Source organism: Frischella sp. Ac48 (assembly GCF_019641635.1).
GTDB lineage: Bacteria > Pseudomonadota > Gammaproteobacteria > Enterobacterales > Orbaceae > Frischella > Frischella japonica.
This window is the reverse complement of the sequence record NZ_JAETXP010000012.1, coordinates 166,050-183,990: the sequence shown is the minus strand read 5'-3', so window position 1 is coordinate 183,990 and position 17,941 is coordinate 166,050. Positions and strand designations below refer to the sequence as shown.

At 31.6% G+C, this 17,941-nt stretch carries 19 protein-coding genes and 1 riboswitch; of the genes, 7 read left to right on the top strand and 12 right to left on the bottom strand.

Annotated elements, in window-relative coordinates:
- Window positions 1-26: 26 nt before the first annotated feature.
- The 6 genes from artP to JMI89_RS09500 all read right to left on the bottom strand — a co-directional run bounded on the left by artP (window position 27) and on the right by JMI89_RS09500 (window position 5,251).
- Complete coding sequence (gene artP, locus JMI89_RS09525) at window positions 27-755, bottom strand: arginine ABC transporter ATP-binding protein ArtP (protein WP_187755477.1); 729 nt, start codon at window positions 753-755, stop codon at window positions 27-29.
- A 192-nt stretch (window positions 756-947) separates the two neighbouring features.
- Complete coding sequence (locus tag JMI89_RS09520; RefSeq protein ID WP_187755476.1) at window positions 948-1,619, bottom strand: vancomycin high temperature exclusion protein; 672 nt, start codon at window positions 1,617-1,619, stop codon at window positions 948-950.
- Window positions 1,620-1,629: 10 nt separating this feature from the next.
- Window positions 1,630-2,319, bottom strand: a complete 690-nt coding sequence (locus JMI89_RS09515; protein WP_220679945.1) for a CidB/LrgB family autolysis modulator — start codon at window positions 2,317-2,319, stop codon at window positions 1,630-1,632.
- Window positions 2,320-2,781 (bottom strand): CidA/LrgA family protein, encoded by a 462-nt coding sequence (locus JMI89_RS09510; RefSeq protein WP_187755474.1) that lies wholly within the window; start codon window positions 2,779-2,781, stop codon window positions 2,320-2,322.
- A gap of 142 nt (window positions 2,782-2,923) precedes the next feature.
- The gene (gene pabB / locus JMI89_RS09505; RefSeq protein ID WP_220679944.1) at window positions 2,924-4,681 is read right to left on the bottom strand and encodes an aminodeoxychorismate synthase component I; all 1,758 of its coding nucleotides are present in this window, start codon (window positions 4,679-4,681) and stop codon (window positions 2,924-2,926) included.
- A gap of 3 nt (window positions 4,682-4,684) precedes the next feature.
- Window positions 4,685-5,251 (bottom strand): aminodeoxychorismate/anthranilate synthase component II, encoded by a 567-nt coding sequence (locus tag JMI89_RS09500; protein WP_220679943.1) that lies wholly within the window; start codon window positions 5,249-5,251, stop codon window positions 4,685-4,687.
- Window positions 5,252-5,439: 188 nt separating this feature from the next.
- Between JMI89_RS09500 and JMI89_RS09495 the strand changes: the two genes are divergently transcribed.
- Both JMI89_RS09495 and JMI89_RS09490 read left to right on the top strand, forming a co-directional pair.
- Complete coding sequence (locus JMI89_RS09495; RefSeq protein WP_187755471.1) at window positions 5,440-5,802, top strand: YbaN family protein; 363 nt, start codon at window positions 5,440-5,442, stop codon at window positions 5,800-5,802.
- 177 nt (window positions 5,803-5,979) lie between these two features.
- Window positions 5,980-7,032, top strand: a complete 1,053-nt coding sequence (locus JMI89_RS09490; protein ID WP_187755470.1) for an AI-2E family transporter — start codon at window positions 5,980-5,982, stop codon at window positions 7,030-7,032.
- Between the two features lie 76 nt (window positions 7,033-7,108).
- Here the strand turns inward: JMI89_RS09490 and bcp are convergent, their stop codons facing one another.
- Together bcp and hemL are read right to left on the bottom strand one after the other, a co-directional pair.
- Window positions 7,109-7,585 (bottom strand): thioredoxin-dependent thiol peroxidase, encoded by a 477-nt coding sequence (gene bcp / locus JMI89_RS09485; protein WP_187755507.1) that lies wholly within the window; start codon window positions 7,583-7,585, stop codon window positions 7,109-7,111.
- Window positions 7,586-7,617: 32 nt separating this feature from the next.
- Entirely contained in the window at window positions 7,618-8,898 is a 1,281-nt protein-coding gene (gene hemL, locus JMI89_RS09480) for a glutamate-1-semialdehyde 2,1-aminomutase (RefSeq protein ID WP_220679941.1), read from the bottom strand.
- Between the two features lie 202 nt (window positions 8,899-9,100).
- Between hemL and erpA the strand changes: the two genes are divergently transcribed.
- A complete protein-coding gene (gene erpA, locus JMI89_RS09475) occupies window positions 9,101-9,439 on the top strand; it encodes an iron-sulfur cluster insertion protein ErpA (RefSeq protein ID WP_187755468.1) in 339 nt (112 codons plus the stop codon).
- 41 nt (window positions 9,440-9,480) lie between these two features.
- Here the strand turns inward: erpA and JMI89_RS09470 are convergent, their stop codons facing one another.
- Both JMI89_RS09470 and JMI89_RS09465 read right to left on the bottom strand, forming a co-directional pair.
- Window positions 9,481-9,990 (bottom strand): GNAT family N-acetyltransferase, encoded by a 510-nt coding sequence (locus JMI89_RS09470; protein WP_220679940.1) that lies wholly within the window; start codon window positions 9,988-9,990, stop codon window positions 9,481-9,483.
- A 356-nt stretch (window positions 9,991-10,346) separates the two neighbouring features.
- Window positions 10,347-10,682, bottom strand: a complete 336-nt coding sequence (locus tag JMI89_RS09465) for a zinc ribbon domain-containing protein YjdM (RefSeq protein WP_187755466.1) — start codon at window positions 10,680-10,682, stop codon at window positions 10,347-10,349.
- Between the two features lie 224 nt (window positions 10,683-10,906).
- On the opposite strand from JMI89_RS09465, the gene JMI89_RS09460 reads away from it, so the two are divergent.
- Window positions 10,907-11,149 (top strand): zinc ribbon domain-containing protein, encoded by a 243-nt coding sequence (locus JMI89_RS09460; protein WP_187755465.1) that lies wholly within the window; start codon window positions 10,907-10,909, stop codon window positions 11,147-11,149.
- Window positions 11,150-11,310: 161 nt separating this feature from the next.
- Window positions 11,311-12,114: a hypothetical protein gene (locus JMI89_RS09455; RefSeq protein WP_220679939.1), complete on the top strand. Its 804-nt coding sequence runs from the start codon at window positions 11,311-11,313 to the stop codon at window positions 12,112-12,114.
- 37 nt (window positions 12,115-12,151) lie between these two features.
- Here JMI89_RS09455 and sbcB read toward each other — a convergent pair whose 3' ends face one another.
- On the bottom strand, window positions 12,152-13,585 hold the full coding sequence (gene sbcB / locus JMI89_RS09450; protein WP_220679938.1) for an exodeoxyribonuclease I: 1,434 nt from the start codon (window positions 13,583-13,585) through the stop codon (window positions 12,152-12,154).
- A gap of 544 nt (window positions 13,586-14,129) precedes the next feature.
- Window positions 14,130-14,702, bottom strand: coding sequence for a serine acetyltransferase (locus JMI89_RS09445; protein ID WP_187755462.1), 573 nt, complete (start codon window positions 14,700-14,702; stop codon window positions 14,130-14,132).
- Window positions 14,703-15,807: 1,105 nt separating this feature from the next.
- On the opposite strand from JMI89_RS09445, the gene JMI89_RS09440 reads away from it, so the two are divergent.
- Both JMI89_RS09440 and JMI89_RS09435 read left to right on the top strand, forming a co-directional pair.
- Complete coding sequence (locus JMI89_RS09440; protein ID WP_220679937.1) at window positions 15,808-16,320, top strand: hypothetical protein; 513 nt, start codon at window positions 15,808-15,810, stop codon at window positions 16,318-16,320.
- A 540-nt stretch (window positions 16,321-16,860) separates the two neighbouring features.
- Window positions 16,861-17,577 carry an epoxyqueuosine reductase QueH gene (locus JMI89_RS09435; RefSeq protein WP_187755460.1) on the top strand — a complete coding sequence of 239 codons (717 nt, stop codon included), beginning with the start codon at window positions 16,861-16,863 and terminating at the stop codon, window positions 17,575-17,577.
- A gap of 195 nt (window positions 17,578-17,772) precedes the next feature.
- A riboswitch (FMN riboswitch) is annotated at window positions 17,773-17,910 on the top strand.
- Window positions 17,911-17,941: the final 31 nt, after the last annotated feature.

Genomic DNA, 17,941 nt, shown 5'->3' with positions numbered 1-17,941 from the left:
AATATCACCTTTTTATAACTAAATAGTTAATGCGATAAATACGCTTGAAATTGTTTTGACAGAGGGTGAATAAAACAAGTTTTATCGCCTTGTTCGATGATCTTGCCTTTTTCCATGTAGATGACTTGCGAAGCCACCTTTTTAGCGAAATCAACTTCATGTGTGACGATAATCTGCGTAATACCGGTATTCGATAACTCATTGATAATCTCAGCTACTTGCGAAGTAATTTCTGGATCTAAGGCCGCAGTCGGCTCATCAAATAATAATATTTTTGGTTCCATCATCAAAGCTCTGGCAATGGCAACGCGTTGTTGCTGACCGCCTGATAAATGTAATGGATAACGATTTGCCATATTAGCTATTTTTAAGCGTTGTAAAATTTTATAAGCCTTATCTGATGCTTCTGATTTTGATAAGCGTAAAACTTGACATGGTGCTTCAATTAAATTATCTAATACCGTTAAATGTGGCCAAAGATTGTAATTTTGAAATACAATACCGACATCGCGACGCAAGATGCTTACCAGTTTTTCAGATGGTTTTTGTTGAAAATCAAAATGAAGATCAGCAATGGTCATTTCTCCAGATGTTGGTATTTCTAATAAATTAAAAACTTTTAATAATGAACTTTTACCAGCTCCACTTGGACCGAGTAAAACAATAGTTTCTCCCAAGGGATAGGTGATAGAAATATCATATAAAGCCTGATGTGAACCATAAAAACAATTAATATGGTTTAATTCAATATTCATAAAATAATAAAAACTCGATTTATTAAATAAAAGGTATAAGTAAAATTAGTTAGAAGAATCCCATAATTGATGATTCACGCTGTCAAACCATAATTCAACAGTACTTAGCCTGGCCATAGAATGACAAAGATAAAAATATGACTAAATATTATATTTTTATGAATAGAAATGCAATCTAAATTATGAGATTGGTTATTTTTCACTCTCAGTTAGTGTCGGTTGATTGCTATTAATAATTGGAATCATAGGCCCTAAAAATTTAGGCTCTTTATGTAAAATAAATAAATCCAGAAAAACACTGATACGGGCAAAAAACTCTCTGATACGCACTAATTTCATTTTATTAGGAGATGGAACAGCAAAACATTGCGCTTTAATGCCTTGATATTGTGCTATAAATAGCGCTCGCTCACAATGAAATTCTTGGGTTATAATCGTGAAATTATCAGCATCAAAAACTTTATTGGCTCTGATGATTGAATCTAACGTTCTAAAGCCTGCATAATCTAATACGATTGCTGAGTTGGGTATATTTGCTTTGAGTAGATCACGTCGCATCATAATTGGTTCATTATAATTAAATTTACTGTTGTCACCACTTAACAGTAAATAATCAACCTTTCCTAACCAATAAAGATCAATTGCACCATCTATTCTATTTTTATAAAATTCATTAATTCCCCCCTTTTTTATATATTTTGATGTTCCTAATACGACTCCAACTGGCGTATGAGGTAAGTCTTGATAATCATAATAAATGGAAGAACTGGTTTTTTGGCTAATATAAAAATCCAATAAGAATATTATGCTTACCAAAAACAGTATTATAAAAAGAAAATAACGAAATAATTTTTTTAATCGCATTGATATTCCATTAGAACAAACTTAACATTAACATTATTACTGGGAACAAAAATGGTGCTGTAATTGAAGTCATTATACCACATAAAACTAACGCAAGAGAGCTATAAGCGCCTTCGTTATAATCTACTTCAATACAGCGGGCAGTACCAACCGCATGTGCAACTGAACCTATTGCGATACCTCGTGCGGCAGCTGATTTAATGTGGCATAAATTTAATAATTGGTGACCAAAAATTGCACCCAATGTGCCAACCAGTATGACACACATTGCTGAAATTGAAGGAACTCCGCCCTGGTTTTCAGCTATGGTAACCGCGATAGCCGTTGTTACCGATTTCGGTAATATTGAAGCTAAAATTTCCTGATTTCCCCCTAGCCAAAATGCAATAAAAACACCACTTATCATCGCCGTAACGGAAGCAATAAAAGTTACAAACAATATCGATTTCCAACGGGCTTTTATTTGTGGCATCAATTCATAAAGGGGGTAGGCCAAAGCCACAACAGAATAGGGAAGTAATTCATGGATAATGCGGACATTAGCAAAGTATTCTTTATAAGAAGTTTGGGTTAATAATAATATTGGAATTAACACCAGTACTGTAATGACTAAAGGATTAAAAAAAGGATTTTTAATTTTTATCGCCAGTTTACGTGTATAGAAAAAAATAAATATTGTTAAAGGTAGCATCCACAACATTTATTGTTCCTTTTCGTTTGTTGTATTAATAAGAGTGTTATCAATAGCTGGTAGTGAACGAGAATGCAAATTTTGCGTTAACCAGCCAATAAAAATCATGATTATAAAAGTACTTGCAAGGCTACCAATAATTAGTGGTGCCCAACTATGAATCACATAAATATAGTTATCCATGATCCCCATCGCTGCTGGGACAAATAAAATTGTCATATGCCGCATAAACAGATTGCAACCACAGCGTACCCAAGTCGAAGGAATAAGTTGAAAAACTAATAAGAAAAATAAAATCAATAAGCCAATTATACTACCAGGAATATTAATTCCGATGCTAAAAGAGATCATATTTCCCAATTGTAAGCAGATAAACAATATTAATAAACTGCGACCATAAAAATACAAAGTATAATATAGTGAGTAGCAGCGATGACGGACTGTTGCATGTTTGGCAAAAAAGTGTTTCATAATTATTCTTTGTCTAATCAAAGCATAAACTTTGTCCGATTATAATACGCTTATAAAAATAAATGTACAAAAAGGTAATAAATATTACTTAAATCACATTAAAAATCATTATGGTTTCAATCAATTAATATAATTTTTTGTGCTAAATCAAGTTAACCATTTGATTTTTTATTATATTGTTTTTTATTTTTTTAAGCACCTCTGGGTTTATGGTTATCCATTTTCTTACACTATTGATAAACGCCATTTTTTCTGCTTTGAGAATGTCGTCAATCATTAAGCGTGCTTCTTTTATCTGATTTTGTTTTAAATAATATTCACGCATAACGCCAGCTAATAATCCCGAAGTTAATTTAGGTGTTAACCAGCAACCATTGATTAACAGAACAAGATTGCCATTAACAAACTCAGTGAGTTCTCGATGCTGATTAAATAAAATTACTTCTTGTCCAAAAGTAACATTGGGTAAATGTGAACGGTTTGAGGTTTTATGATATACAAGGGGATTTTGATTGTTGATGCATTGCATTGATAAGCTAATGTCAGTAATATCAAACATATCATTAAGTGGTACAGCTTCGGTGGTAAATTGACCATCAGCCATCAAGCAAAGCCGAATTTTATAACTTAAATGAGGTATGAGATTTTTAATATGATTAAGGTTAGCTCTAATCTCATCCACATTACACTGAAAATTAAAATATTCTGCTGATTGAGATAATCTGGCTAAATGCTCGTCAAGTAAGAAAATTTGCTCGTCATGATAAAGCATCGATTCAAATAAATACTGTGGTTTTGCGATTGGATTGGTTAGTAACGCCATTTTTTGTAAAATTTCTTGATATTCACCTAACGCCGTAGAATCCCAAGTTATACCACCTCCCACGCCATAATGCGCCTGTTGTTGATTTATCGTCAAGGTGCGGATAGGTATATTAAAAATAGCTTTATGGAAATTTGGTTCAATATAGCCAATGGTACCACAATAGACTTCTCGGGGTTGTTTTTCGATGTCGGCAATAATTTGCATGGTGCTGGCTTTTGGTGCTCCTGTAATTGAACCACAAGGAAAAAGGGCTTTTAAGATATTAAATAGTGTAGTATTGGGTTTCAATCTTGATTGAATGGTCGAAGTTAATTGCCAAACTGTTGGATATTTTTCGGCTTTAAATAGCTCGCTTACAGTAACTGTTCCCGTAACTGAGATTTGACTCAAGTCATTGCGCAACAGATCAACTATCATCATATTTTCAGCTTGATTTTTTTCTGAAAAAAGTGTTTGTTTCTTTAATTGATCATCAGCAAGGTTAATGCCTCTGGCTGTAGTACCTTTCATCGGTTTAGTAATAATCGTGTCATTGTGTATTTTAAAAAATAATTCCGGTGAAATGGATAATATGTGGCTATTATCAAATTGGATATAAGCACAGTAATTTGCTTGATTATTTTGTTGTAAGTATTGGTAATAGCGATATGGGTCACTGTTAAATTCACCTTTAAATTGCAGCGTATAATTGGTCTGATAGGTAGTTCCATTTTCAATATACTGTTTTATATTAAGTATGTTTTGCTGATATTCGGTTTGCGAAGTATTACAGTCTAATGAGATTGTTGGAAATACACAATCATCAGATAGCTTATTAACATTAGTGTAATCGTGATAAATGCCAAAAACTAATAAAGGTAATGTATTGAGAGAATAATCTTTTGTTACATAATAATGATTGAAAGCAGGGGCTGTTTCATAGGCTAAATACCCTACAGCATAGAATCCTTGTTTGACCAAGTCACTTATTTCATTGATTGTTCCTTCAATCGAAGAAAGATCATAGCAGATAAAAGTTTGGCTTGGATTTTGGAAAAGTCGGCTTTTTCCTTCGAAGTCAATACGAATGATCATTACTTATGTCCATTTATTAATAAAGTTACGTAGCATATCTAAGCCAAATTCCGTTTTGATGGCTTCTGGATGAAATTGCACTGATTCAATGGCTAAATTTTGATGCCTTAACCCCATAATAATCCCCTCTTTGTTGCGAGCGCTGACCTGTAATGTTTCGAGTGGTGAATCTTCGACAATTAATGAGTGATAACGCACAACGGTTAAGGGATTTTTCAAACGGTAATAAATACCGGCATTATCATGCCAAATTATATCAATTTTGCCATGCATAGGACTGGGCGCCTTTATGATTTGGTAGCCAAAATATTGAGCGATGATTTGATGTCCTAAACAGATACCAAAAATGGGCACTTGTTGATGTAGTTCATCAACGAGCTCCAATGATACACCTGCTGTATCAGGATTTCCGGGACCAGGAGAAAGAATGATTTTGTTGAAACGCATTTTCTTTATTTGCGATAATGTAAACTGATCATTTTTTATGACTTTGATGTCATTGTTCAATCGTTTGACATAATCATAAATGTTGTAGGTAAATGAGTCATAATTATCAATAAGCAAAATCATTTTTTTGTTGAACCAAATAAACAAGAATATTTCATTAAAGAAATATTGTTAAATTCTCTATTGCTGGGTAGCATAAAGTGTTTTTATCTTATTTTCAATCTACAACATTTGTAACAGATTATTATATTAATAAATAATTTGCAGTGCATTATCAACTTAAGGCTATATAACTATAGGTAAACGTGTTAATGAAAAAACTTATTTTTATCTCACTTGGTTATCTGTTCTTTTTTCTAGGAACACTGGGTATTTTTTTACCATTGTTGCCAACCGTACCTTTTTACTTATTAACGGCTTATTTATGGTTTAATAGTTCGGAAAAGTTACATCAATATCTTGTTAATAATCAATATTATAAATATTATATTCAAGAAGCTATTCTACAGAAAAAAATGACTCCTAAGAAATTAGTTAAAATTTTTATCATTTTGGTAATATTGTTGCTAATACCTGCAATAATATTTGATTCTTTACATGTAAGAATTATTTTATTATTGGTATTTATCGCACATGTAATCGGCTTTTATTTTTATTTTATCCGAAAAAAATGATTTTTTTAATTTAATTGGTGGCATTGTTTGCTCATAAAAGTGAATCACTTAGATAAAAAATGAAATTTAATTACGTACTTTGTTCATGTTGTGTCATTATAGCGAATAAATATAAAAATGATTATTAGAACTAAAGTTTCATTATTAAATAAAATGCAAAATTATGTGGTGGAGTAAATGTATAAAATGATCTTGGAATGGTATCGACGACGCTTTAGCGATCCTGATGCTATATCACTTCTTATTCTTATTGTACTTTTTTTCATTATTATCTATTTTTTCAATAATATTATACTACCAATTTTAATTGCTGTTGTATTTTCTTATTTGCTTGAAACACCAATTAAATTTTTAATGCGATCAGGCTTACCCAGAACATTAGCGGTTATTTTAGTTCTATTTATATTTATATCGATTGTTTTACTAGGTGGCATAATTTTACTCCCTCTTATTTGGCAACAAGGATTGAGTTTAATTGGTAATATTCCCTCGATGCTGACCTTTTTAAATAAATATTTAATGACATTACCACAACATTATCCCGAATTAATTGACGTCGGTGTTTTTGATACGCTAATTCACAGCATTAATCAAAAAGTGGTTGAAACAGGAAATTCGTTATTGCAGTTTTCGATTGATTCAATTTTTAGTTTGCTAAGTGTCATTGTCAACTCAGTACTAATACCTATTATGATGTTTTTACTTTTGAAAGATAAAGAAAAGATCTGGAATTATTGTTCAAAAATCTTACCCAAAAATCGTCAAGTTTTAAATAAAGTTGCCATGGAAATGGATAAGCAAATTAGTAATTATATTGTCGGTAATGTATTACATATTATTATTCTGTTTTGTATGATATGTATACCTTTTGGCATTATGAAATTAGATTATGCGTTATTACTGGCATTTATTGTTGCTATAACGGTTATTATTCCCTATGTTGGCATTATCATTTCTACTATTCCCGTTATCACGGTAGCACTGTTTCAATGGGGGTGGAGTACTGAGTTTGGAATTTTAATGACAGTATATATATTTATTCAGATCATAGATGGCAATATAACCGTGCCATTGTTATTTTCTGAAAAACTTAATCTTCATCCCCTTGTCATTATCATTGCTGTTTTAATCTTTGGTGGATTATGGGGATTTTGGGGCGTGTTTTTTGCTATTCCACTGGCAACATTGGTAAAAGCTATTATTAATGCTTGGCCGATAAGCGATAGTTGAGGAAAAGGTTACATAAATTAAAAGCGTCGTGATGACGCTTTTAATTTTATCTAGTTTAATCAATATATAAGTTTATTTATTGTTTTTGTTGGTTTTTTAAATAATTTAAAACAATTTCATGGTGATTACTGGTTTTAAAATCATCAAAAACATGTTCTATTTTACCTTTTTTATCAACTAAAAAACTAATACGATGAATACCATCGTAGGTTTTACCCATAAACTCTTTTGTTCCCCAAACACCAAAGGCTTGAGCCACTTTATGTTCTTCATCAGATAATAAAATAAAATTTAATAATTCTTTTTCAACAAATCGCGACAATTTTTCTGGCTTATCTGTACTAATACCAACAACAGCAACCTCAAATTTTTTGAAATCATCAAAATTATCGCGTAGATTACAAGCTTGTAGAGTACAGCCTGGTGTCATCGCTTTGGGATAAAAATAAATTAAAACACGCTGACCTTTAAACTCCTTTGAGTTAATTACTTCGCCATCTTGATCAGGAAGTGAAAATTGGGGAATATTTTCACCCGCTTTAAGTGGTTTAATCATATCAACATTACCTATAGAATAATTAAATTTTAAAGTGATTTAAAAAAACGATTGGCAGAATCAATTGTATTATTGATTTCTCTATCGCTATGTGCTAGTGACATAAATCCGGCCTCAAATGCCGATGGTGCAAAATAGACTCCATCACCGAGCATATGATGATAGAATTTTTTAAATAATTCAACATTACTTTTCATTACATCAGCATAACTGCTGACTTCTTCTACAGATGTGAAAAATAGTCCAAACATAGCACCAACATGATTAGTCACGAAAGGAATGTTATGTTTTTTAGCTACATCTAAAAGCCCATTACAAAGTTGACTGGTTAAGTCGTCCAATTGTTGATAAATTCCTACGTCATTTAATAAATTTAAGGTGGTATAACCGGCCGTCATCGCAATTGGATTACCAGATAGTGTTCCCGCTTGATAAATTGGACCGGTTGGCGAAAGTTGCTGCATAATATCAGCTCGCCCACCAAATGCACCAACCGGCATTCCTCCACCAATGATTTTACCTAAACATGTTAAATCAGGCACGATATCGTAATACGCTTGGGCACCCCCTAAAGCCACACGAAATCCGGTCATAACTTCATCAATGATTAAAAGAGCGCCATATTGATCACAAACTTTACGTAAACCATGTAAGAAATCGTGTTTTGCTGGTACACAATTCATATTACCAGCAACCGGTTCAACGATAATGGCGGCAATTTCATCGGGGTATTGTGCAAAGCACTGTTTAACTGACTGCAAATTATTGTAATCACAAACTAATGTATGTTTAACAAAGTCACTTGGTACGCCAGGAGATGTTGGATGACCGAAGGTTAATGCTCCCGACCCAGCTTTAACCAGCAGATAATCAGCATGTCCATGGTAGCATCCTTCAAATTTAATAATTTTGTCGCGACCAGTAAATCCTCGGGCAATACGAATTGCACTCATAGTGGCTTCAGTGCCCGAATTAACCATACGAATCATTTCAATTGATGGCATAATATTAGTAATAAGGTTTGCTAATTTTACTTCAATCTCGGTTGGTGCACCGTAACTTAAACCTTTATGTATCGCTTGACATACAGCGTTTGTAACATCTGAATGGTTATGCCCTAAAATCATAGGCCCCCATGAACCCACATAATCAATATAACTTTTACCATCTGCGTCGTATATATAAGCACCATTAGCTTTGTCAAAAAATAAAGGTGTACCACCAACGCCATTGAAAGCGCGAACAGGAGAATTTACGCCACCGGGCATTACATGCGTTGCTTGTTGATAAAGTAATTCTGATTTAGTCATTGTATTGTCTCAAGTAAAGATTAAATTGGTTCAATTATTCATAAAATTAGGTTGAATTCAAGCGAATAAGAAAGTGATCTGCAAATTGGTTAAATTTGTGTTTTTTATTTTTTCCCTATATGAATTATATTATAATATTTATAGTAATGATATTTTTAATGTTAGCATAATCATGGTTAGCATACCTAAGTAGGAGAGTAGTATGAGCAATGCATTGCCATTAGTATTTACTGATGCTGCAGCTAATAAAGTTAAATCACTGGTTACGGAGGAAGAAAATCCGAATCTTAAATTACGAGTCTATATAACTGGTGGTGGATGCAGTGGTTTTCAATATGGTTTCACTTTTGATGAAAAAGTAAATGAAGATGATTTAATGATTGAGAAAAATGGTGTTGCATTGGTTGTTGATCCTATGAGTTTACAATACCTTGTAGGTGGTACCGTTGATTATATGGAAGATTTACAAGGATCGCGTTTTGTTGTAGATAATCCTAATGCAACAACAACTTGTGGGTGTGGTTCATCTTTCAGTGTTTAAGACTATGTAACATCTCCCGCTGGTTTGCCGGGAGATTCTTCTTAAATACGTTTACCTAATATTACTAAATCACGTTTAATCTGATCTAACTCAGCAATATTTGGTAAAAGTCCCCATTGTTGATATCCCATCTTACTAAATAAAGCTAAACTTGGTTGGTTATGGCCAAAAATGTAACATAAAATTGTTTCAATACCATGTTTGTGAGCGAATTTTTCTAATTCTGACACTGTAAATTGTCCAATCTTTTTTCCTCTGAATTGTTGGTCTATATAAAGACTTATTTCAACTGTTTTTGCATAAGCAGCTCTACCATAAAAGCTGGAAAGGCTCACCCAACCACAAGGGATTTTATTATATTCAATTATCCATAAGGGACGATTTGTCCTATTATGGGCAAAAAACCAATCGATACGATCTTTGACCGTTATCGGGGTAATATCTGCAGTAACCATTCTACTTGGTATGCTTTGATTATAAACATCGATAATAAATTCTAAATCAGACAATTCAGCATGTTTTAAATTGATTTCGGTAAGTGAAGTCATCATATACATTTTTTAATATGTTTTTTTTTATTATGCTAATAAAATTAGATTTTTGGAATAGAGTAAAGAAAATTTTTTGTCAAACCAAAAAATAAATAATACTTAATTGATACACTTTAACTTTTTTCTAAGTAATTCATAGTGCTGTTGTGTCAAGTAGGTAAAGTCATTAGCGATTTCATCTTTATAAATGCCAATATCATTTACCATAAATGGAAGGGCTGCGTCGTAATAGGAATGACCTATTTGCTAGTAAATTACGTTTGAAAAAATGTTTTAAGGCTAAGTTAGTTTATAAATAAATTACTACAGTTGGGATTAAATAATGCTGATAATTATCAGCATTACTAAAAGTTTGTTTATGCTTTTTTAACAAAACAGGCTTTAAGCATAATCTTCATATTATCGATCTTACAATCAATTTCATGATCACCTTCAACTAAACGAATTCCCTTGGCTTTGGCTCCCTTTTTCAGCACGCTGGAAGAACCTTTAAGTTTGAGATCTTTAATTAAAATAATATCATCGCCATCAGCAAGTAAATTACCATTGCTATCTTTAACTTGTAAACTGTCTGTTAAAGTCGCTGCTTCTTTAGGATCCCATTCATGAGCACATTCTGGACAAATAAAAAAATCACCATCTTGATAGGTGTGTTCTGAATGACAAATAGGGCAATTAGGGATTGTTTCCATTGTTTGTATTTACCTTAGTTAGATGAAAAATAGCGCGTAATATAACAAATTTTTTTATCTAAGTCATTGCGCAAAATTCATAATTGCATCTAAATTCACAGGATTATGCCCTTAAAGTGGCTGAAAGCCGATAATGGAATATTTTAACACAACAGATATATTGAAAAGGTAAATTTCTCAGAGTAGCATAGAAATAAACTATCACTTACTAAGTCAATTTAAACATGAAAATGTGTATTGCTTGTGGCATGCCAATGACACGCATAGCTGATTATCCTTTATATGACATTTCGAAAAATTATTGTAAGCACTGTGCTAATTCAGATGGTAATTTGGTAAGTTTTCAAGAAAAACTATCAGCTTTGACCGCTCATTATGTACAAACTTATAAGATGGATAAAAATTTTGCTGAAAAAACTGCTTATATTGTTTTGAAAAAATTGCCTGCATGGCGGAGGAGTCGATAAATTTTACAATATATTATGGGTCGATGTTGAAAAAAAAGTTATTTTTTATTCTTTTAGCTTTATAATGTTTTTTTATAAAATTATAAATACTAACTAATGAAATGTTTAATAAAAAAAAATCAATAAAATGTCCAAGATGTCACTATAATAATAGTGTATTGATGTATGATCATATTACGCAGTGCCAAAGATGTCATTTATCTTTTTCGGATTTGGATACGCAGCAGTCGTCAGTTTATGCTAGTAACCATGCATCTTTCCGAGCTAATTCACTAGTAATCATCATCGTATTATTATTTGTGCTGTTATTTTTATTTAACTTTTATAATGAAATACGCCTTCACGATGCAATAAAATCTTATCAAAGTTCAAACAAAATATTTAATAATACCGATGATTTTATATCTACCTCTCTTGAAAATGCAAAAGATAATATTAGCGATAATAGTTACAAACTGTCCGCCAGAACGGCTTTTATTTTATTTCCAGATGCTAATCAGGAAATAAATTATCTGTATAAAGCAACATTTGTTACACAATCTGAAGAACAGGATGATGCTAAAGCTGTATTTATTAAACAAGATAACCAAGATTATAAAGGGTATGATGCTGATAGTGGTACGGAAATTCCTAACTTTGAACGTTTAGTTAGTTCGCCATTTGCTATAGATGCGATGATCCTTTATTCTGATAATAATAATGTTATCATTAAAAATAAGATCAATAACTATCCACAATTAGAGCTGGTTGATGGTTATACTGGACAAATTCGTTGGACGATATCCCATCAAGAAATCCCTGAAATTGAAAAAATTACAGCCACAAATGCCTCTGAAAGTGATCTAAAATTAAGTTTGTATAATAATGATTTTAAAATCCAAATTGCGTCTAATTATTATTTAGTAAATAAAACAGGTGAAATTATTGATGCTGGTAAAGTAGAAGATTTGATAGATTCAGAATAAAATTGATCGTTAGGCAGAATCTTTAATAATTTTTGCTTTAATTTACGATATATTGACAGTATTGATAAAGTTTTTTGAGTAGTGCTAATTTTTCTGGTTGTTGTTGATGAATTAAGGCTAAATTTTCAATTTCTAATAAGTAATGGCTAAGAATTTCATGATTAAGTTTATTACGACAGTAGTCTTGCCATAGCATGGTTTCACTTGGCGTTAAAGCAAAAGGATAATTACGCGCTTTATATCTTAATAATAGGGTTTTTAAACGTGAATCATGTGGTTCAATATTCAAACTCATTAGATTTTCCGGGGCGGTTTGTTGAATTAATGTACACAGTGACTTATCATAGTTATCATAAAAACCTTGATAAATTTGACCATCTACATCGCGTTCTTGATTAGGCGTCAGTTGATAATTAAAAACTGAGATAATTTTTTCTTGAATGAAATTTTGATATTGTTTAATCTTAAATAAGTTTTGCTCACAGCGATTTAAATCAATAGCTAAACGTTTAGCATTGTCCGCAGTTAAAGTGCCAATTGGTGCGATTATTGGGCATTTATTAGTATGAACTAATTTTAATGGTATACGTGATTCTAATTCATCTAAATCAACCGTTTTGGTGTAAAGTTTATCGCGAATTTGTTCAGCAGATAACGCGATTAATGTATCAATATCACCGGTTAAATCACAAGCAATAACGGCATTGGTTTGTAATGGATGCCAAGCCAGAGGTACAATAAGCGTCGTATTTCCTCGGTGAGCTCCTAACATACCTGAAACATGTACTAAAGGTGTGAGATTGATAATATCGATTAGATTAGCAATCTTTTTCTTATCACGTAATTTAAAAAAGTAATCAAACAATTTTGGTTGTTGCTGTTTAATTAATTTCGCCATTTCAATGGTTGCATAGACATCGGACATAGCATCATGAGCATTTTGATGACTGATATGGTTGGCTGAAGTCAGATCTTCTAAACGAAAACTGGCAAAACCATTATCATTAATCGGCCATTTGATACCTTGTGGGCGCAGCGCATAGCAAGCTCGTACTACATCTAATAAGTCCCAACGTGAATTATTATTTTTCCAACAATAAGCATAGGGATCGTAAAAATTACGATAAAATATATTCCGCGTTACTTCATCATCAAAGCGTATATTGTTATAACCAATGATACAGGTATTCGGTTGACTAAATGCAGTATGAATAGTTTGAGCAAAATCGGCTTCACACATACCTTTAGTCATGACTTCTTGTGGGGTAATACCGGTAATTAAGACTGCTTCAGGATTTGGTAAATAATCATTAGATAGTTGACAATATATGATAGAAGGCTCTTCGATAATATTGAGTTCTAAGTCAGTTCTAATTCCGGCAAATTGTGCTGGTCGATCAAATGCAGGATGAGTCCCGAAGGTTTCATAATCGTGAAAGTAAAAAGTTGGTTGTTCAGCATTATTTTTCATTGTTTAATTTTGTGTCTGTTTATTGGTAACAAAGCTAATTTTAAAAAGGGTTTTTAGGTTATTTTGTTTGTCACTATTTTAACTCGTTCGCTTGCCATTTTGTATTGATTGAGTAAATAATCCAGCATTTTCAATGTGTACATAGAATTATTATGACTCTCATTGATACAAAATTGAGAACAATATTTAATAAACCATATTTAGGCTCACCATAAATTACAGATGGTGACGGCTTAGGCGTTAGGATAATCTCCAGGGATTATTGTTTTCCAATTCAGCTACCGCAGGCAGGGAAAACCAACACGATTAGCCCTAGCCTAGGTATATATACCCGTCACTCTTTCTAAAAGACGCTAGAATCATTACTGGGGAACTCAGATTATTATACGACAAAGGAATCAATCCTAAAAATTATTTTATTAGTAGCAGCTCAGAAATGACGTTAAATGACTGTCTCGACTTTTGTAGCCTTTAAGAATTTACTCTATTCAGTTATCCAGACTTGATAAATAAATTGAAAATATGGAATTACCAGAAAGCCCTGTTAATGAGCTTTATTTTTAATTATATTTGATTTTTCAGTATACACAGTGCAATTGTCTGGAATATCTTTATTTATGAAGGACATCGCGCCAATTGTTATATTATTGCCGATTTTTATGTTCTGACCGAAAATCATACTGTTGGCTCCGATCGTGACATCATCACCAATCTTTATTGAACCATCCATGTCGTAGTTTTTAAAGCCTATAACTACATTACTACCAATTCTTAATCTGTTTCCTATTTTAGCCTTTTCAGTGATTACAACACCGATTGGATGCCACATATCAAAACCAATACCAATTTCAGCTTGCAATGGAATATCTATTGAATATCTTCTATTTAACTTTCTATTAATTTTTACTGCGACTCTTTTTTGTTTATTACTTTCTGACCGAAACATAAAGTAAGCAAGCCGATACCACACCATATAAGTGTTATCACTTTTACATAATTTATTGAGTAATCGACTCCATTTAAATTCTTTTTTTATGAATTCAACTTCCCAATATTTTTTTAATTCCGTTAAATCATGAGTTAATAAAAAAATAATAATATGAATGTATTTAAACATTATAGTTCTAACCTTAATTTTAAATTTGCGTCAATATCTGTTTCATTCCACTTCAATATTGGGGTAATCAGATTATAATAACTTTCTTTATCTCATTGTTATTTAATGACGGCTGAGCAGCAATAAAAATTTTATGCTGAGTGTAGCATAGATGATAATACTAGTGAACACTATTAAAACTTATACTTAATTTGTTAAATCCGGTAATTGTTTCAACTGACATCTAATTAGCATGAAACGCTAATAATAATTTTGTGTACATTAAAAGATACATTTATATTTATTTTTTATATAAAATCATTACCTTAAATATTAAGGTTTCATAATCGTGAAAGTAAAAAAGTTTGTTGTTCTGATTTTATTTCCATTATACGAATTTGTTCCTGTTTTTAAACCGAAGCTAATCAATACCAGATGGGTGAACTTTTCTTAGTATGTATTTATTAGCCTCTCAATTTGATAATCCCGTTCACCGCTAATACCGAGAGATGCAAAATAAATTCGGACTTGTTTCATTTATCTTGTAGCAATGTTTACTAAAAATGTTTGCTGATAACATATTTAATCAATCTTGATTTACTGAACGATATTCCAATATGTATTTAAGCCTTTGTCGTTAATATGTTGTAAAAGTGGTTAAAATTCAAATTTTAACCCAATTGACTTCATTGGAGAGGAGAGCTGCTTAATGTTGAGTTATATAGTGTATGCTTGATGGCAAAATGAAAAATTTATCAAAGCTATGGCAAGACATAAAAAAGTTATCAATAATTATTTAAGCAGAGAAAGAAAACAAATTGAGAAACTTATTAATATTACTTCAGGAACAGCTCAACATAGTGCTTAAAAATAATCTGTTTAGAATGATACAGTTCAAGATTATCTTGTAACAAGTTATTCAACAGTGCGACAAGTCAAACTGACAACCCTAAATTTATTCAGTGATTCTTTACCATCTGTACTAGCTATATCTTGATTTTGGGAAAAATATACGCTATAACAAGTAACGCCATAATTTATTAATATGAAAAATAAGAAAATATTAAGAAAATTAATCGCTCAAACATTTATAATTACTACGCTTAATAACGAATAGGAAATGATAATGGACAATAAAACTAAACAAAAAAAAGAAACGTTAAGCTATGATGAAGATGGTGGTTTAATTTTCATGAAAAATTGGTCACCGATATTAAGGTGGATTTGTATCTTACCAGCAGCACTTATTACTTTTATTGCTGTAAGATTGTTATTTCTTAATCCGTTTTTAAATATGATTGAAAATACATCGTATTTATTATCTTTCTATGTTAATGTAGTCACATCTGGTTTAGTTTACCTAGCTATCGTAGATGTGGTATCTGCTACAGCACCTAAAAATAGAGTTTTAGTCAGCATAGTTACCGCAATCATATTAGGTTTAGTCGTTATTTTCTCTACCTCTGTAAGTTACTATGTTGTTTCAGATTATGAGGCCTTTCAAAATAGATTTGAGTTATCACTAAGTAAAACACATTTAATCACGGGGTTGGTTATCAGTTTCTTTTCCAATATGTTAGGGCTTTTTTTAGGAGTTAATAACACAAAAGAACGGCAAAAGAAATCCTCATTACGTTAAATCTTAACCTGATTTACAATCGTTTTTGCTGTTAAAACAAAACTGACGAAAGTTGGTTTTTTATGTCTACTGAGATCAAATATCAACCAAAAAACGTTTTAGCTATGAAGCTTAAGTTCAAGTTAAATTCCTTAAACAAATAAGCTGCGTTGGTAAGTATTAAAGTGTAATAAATATCTATGTCTAGTGAAGTGTATAAACGGTTAAAATTATTAATGCAGAGACAAATTAACATTTTATTAAAGCAAGACTGATGGCGGTAGTAATAGGCAACTTGATCAATTGGTAAAATTAGAGAAGTAATATATTAAGTTAACTTAGAATGTAAAGTTAAACATACCCGGAATGACTTATTTTGCTTAGCATGCACAATTACTTAATCGGTGTTAAAAAATAGTGTTAGCAGCATTATTCAATACTGTTTCTCATTTATTTCTTTTTTTATTGATCCCTGTATAATTCTTTTTCATAAATAATACAATACCCTAAAAAGAATAGGGTTAATATTTTTATCTAATATAAATAGAGTTCCAGTTAATTATGTTAATCAATGCAACCCATATTTTAAAAAATCATAATCCCCATAATAAAATCAACTATGATGCCATTTTAAAAACGATGATTGAATCTTGGCAAACGGATGCTATTAAACCAAAAATTTTAATTCATAGTTGCTGTGCACCTTGTAGTACTTATGTATTGGAATATTTAGCACAATATGCGGATATTACGATTTATTTTGCTAATTCTAACATTCATCCAAGATTGGAATATGAACTACGCAGTCAAGTGCAGCAGAAGTTTATTCAGGATTTTAATGATAAAACGGGGCATAACATAAAGTTTTTAGAAGCACCTTACCAACCTGCCGAATTTTTAAAACAAGTGGAACATTTACGTAATGAACCAGAAGGTGGCGCTCGCTGCCATATCTGTTACAAAATGCGCTTAGATTTAGCGGCAATTAAAGCGCAAGAATTAGGATTTGATTATTTTGCTAGTGCTTTGACCCTGAGTCCCAAAAAAAATAGTCAAAAAATTAATGAACTAGGATTTGAAATTCAAGAGTTTTTTGCTGTCAAATATTTACCGTCCGATTTTAAAAAAAATAATGGATATAAACGATCAATAGAGATTTGTAAAGAATATGATGTTTATCGGCAATGTTATTGTGGATGTATTTTTGCAGCTAAACAGCAAGGTATAGATTTTAAAATTATAGTTGAAAATGCTAAAAATTATTTAGCGTCTAAATAAATTCTTTAATAATTATAGACGACTTACTTTTGAAATCAGTGGTAAAAATAGGTATTGAGAACTGTATTTAAAAAAAGTGTGATTATGAATGTTTTTTACAGGTTAGCCCATAATCAATTTTAAAGCTGGAATTATTTTATTAAATTGATTTTTTCCTGCCAAAGCAAGTATTATAATAGCAATATCAGTTTAACTGATAATTCTCAGGGCGGGGTGTAAGTCCCCACCGGTGGTGATAGCCCACGAGCACTTGATTTTATTTAAAATACAAGGTTAGCAGATTTGGTGAAATTCCAAGGCCGACAGTAAAAGTCTGGATGAAAGAGCGTTGCTTATTTACCTTACACTATAATTATCATTAGTG